A 2,230-nucleotide genomic window follows, 5' to 3' on the forward strand; every position below is an offset into this window, starting at 1 on the left:
GGGCGTGCCATGCGTATAGGGATTGTCGCCGAAATAACGGTCGTTGGTGTCGGAATGCGCGTCGAAATGGATCATGCCGACGGGCGCCTTGCGGGCCACGGCGCGCAGCTCCGGCAACGTCGTCAGATGATCGCCGCCCGCTGCAAGCGGAATGGCGCCCGCCGTGACGATCGCCGCGATGCCGTCCTCGATGCGCTTCAGCCCGTCCAGGAGGTTGATTGGATTGACCGAGAGATCGCCGACATCGGCGACATTGGCGATGCTGAACGGCTCGGTCCCCGAGACGTGATGGGCGCGCCGCATCAGGCTCGACTGGTTGCGGATTTCGCGCGGGCCATGCCGCGCACCGGCGCGATTGGTGGTGCCACCGTCCCACGGTATGCCGACGAGCGCGATGTCGAGCCCCTCCGCACTCGCCACGGCCGGCAGTCTCATGAAGGTCGAAAGTCCGGCGAAACGAGGAACGGCGGAGGCATCGATCGGCTGGAAGAAATTGCTGCTCATGGTGTCGGCACCTCAGAAGAATTCACGTTTGACGATTTCCGCAATGCGGGTCTCGCAGTCGTCGAGCAGCCACCGGCCCTTTTCGGCCGATGAGCCCTCGGTCAGCGACAGCACGCCGGATGGCGGCACTTCCTCGGCTGGCTTGGGATAGCGATCATATGGCCTGAACTGCGCCGGGCCGTCATGCAGTGCCTTGCCGAGGTCGACGAACTCGGGACGCAGCGCCAGCATCATCGAGGTCTCGATGACGCTCGCATGTTCCAGCTCGATGCCGGGATAACCATCGGGGAACACTTTCGCCAGCGTCTCTGTGCGCACCATTTCCCAATGATCGATGCGCAGGATCGTCAGATCCGCCGCACGCTCGCGGCCGATGGCGTCGAGCGCCAGTTCGATGCCTTCGATCGACGGGCCGATGTTCTCGTAGTGGCCGTTGAGGACAACGATGCGCCGGACCTTCTGGCGATAGAGATCGCAGATCACATCCTTGACCAGCAGCGAAAACGTATGCGCCGTGATGTTGATCGTGCCGGGGAAGGCCGGGCCGCCGCCTGTTCTCGGCTGCGAGCGGTTGCCGTAGGCAATGGTCGGCGCGACGAGGCCGCCAACCTGCTTCGCCACCGTCTCGGCGATGGCGGTGGGAAGCACAACATCGACGTTCATCGCCATGTGGTGGCCGTGCTGTTCGGTCGAGCCGAGCGGCAGGAAGATGGGAGCGCCGGCGGCGATCCGCTTCTCGGCTTCGGGCCATGGCAGTTCAGCGAGGAAAACTCGGTCTTTCATGATCATCTCGTTTCAAAGCATCGCCGCGCCACCATTGGCGCCCAGGCATTGTCCAGTGAAGAAGGTCGCGCCGGGGCCGGCAAGGAAGACCACCGCGGAGGCGATTTCATCCGGCCGGCCGATCCGCCCCAGCGGGTGTGTCGTTTCAAGCGCGCGCTGGCTCTCGCTCAGCGCCTCGAAACCGAGAAGCGGCGTGTCTGTCGGCCCCGGCGCCACGGCGTTGACCAGGATGCGAGGCGCAAGCTCGCGCGCCCAGGATCGGGTCAGGCCGAGCAATGCGGCCTTGGTCGCGCAATAGACCGAGGCGCTCGCCCGGCCGAGATAGGCAAGCTCGGAGGCGATGTTGATGATGCGGCCGCCATCGGGAAGGTACGGCAGGACTTCCCGCGCCACGATGATGGCGCCGCGCACATTGACGGCAAACATGCGGTCGACATGGTCGAGCGAAATCGCGCCAAGCGGTGCTTCCTGCAGGATGCCGGCATTGTTGATCAGGATGTCATAGCCGCCGATCCGTTCCGCTCCTTGCCTGACCGCGGCAATAATGTCGGCCTCATTGGCAAGGTCGCAGGCAAGGATCGGGATATCGCCTTCGGATGCCTTGAGATCGAAGCCGAGAACCATGGCTCCGGCGTCCCGCAAGGCGAGCGCGGTCGCGCGGCCGATGCCGCTGGCCGCACCGGTGATCAGCGCGCGTTTTCCGTGCAGCGGGGTTACCAAGGCACTTCTCCCCTGTCGACGCCGAGCGACTGCCCGGTGATGTTGGCCGCGAGATCCGACGCCAGGAACAGGTAGGTGCCGGCCATGTCGGCCGGCTCCATCAGGCCGGGCAGGGCTTGCGCGCCGACCATGTCTTCGAGCAGTGCTGGTTCACTGACGCCGCCTTGCTCGGCCATGCGGCCAAGCGAGCGCATCGATGCTTCCGTGCGGACCCATCCCGGAC

Annotated in this window: 4 protein-coding genes; all 4 read right to left on the reverse strand. The window is 65.1% G+C overall.

Annotated elements, in window-relative coordinates:
• Positions 1–504 (reverse strand): arginase family protein (locus tag EN749_RS34505; RefSeq protein WP_189367920.1); only part of this gene is annotated, 504 nt, incomplete at its 3' end.
• A 12-nt stretch (positions 505–516) separates the two neighbouring features.
• Positions 517–1,287 (reverse strand): creatininase, encoded by a 771-nt coding sequence (locus EN749_RS34510; RefSeq protein WP_127396855.1) that lies wholly within the window; start codon positions 1,285–1,287, stop codon positions 517–519.
• A 12-nt stretch (positions 1,288–1,299) separates the two neighbouring features.
• The gene (locus tag EN749_RS34515) at positions 1,300–2,007 is read right to left on the reverse strand and encodes an SDR family oxidoreductase (RefSeq protein ID WP_127396856.1); all 708 of its coding nucleotides are present in this window, start codon (positions 2,005–2,007) and stop codon (positions 1,300–1,302) included.
• A partial coding sequence (locus EN749_RS34520; protein ID WP_128364851.1) for an SDR family oxidoreductase occupies positions 2,001–2,230 on the reverse strand: 230 nt, incomplete at its 5' end. The genes EN749_RS34515 and EN749_RS34520, both read right to left, overlap by 7 nt.

This window comes from Mesorhizobium sp. M7A.F.Ca.ET.027.02.1.1, assembly GCF_004022985.1.
Lineage (GTDB): Bacteria > Pseudomonadota > Alphaproteobacteria > Rhizobiales > Rhizobiaceae > Mesorhizobium.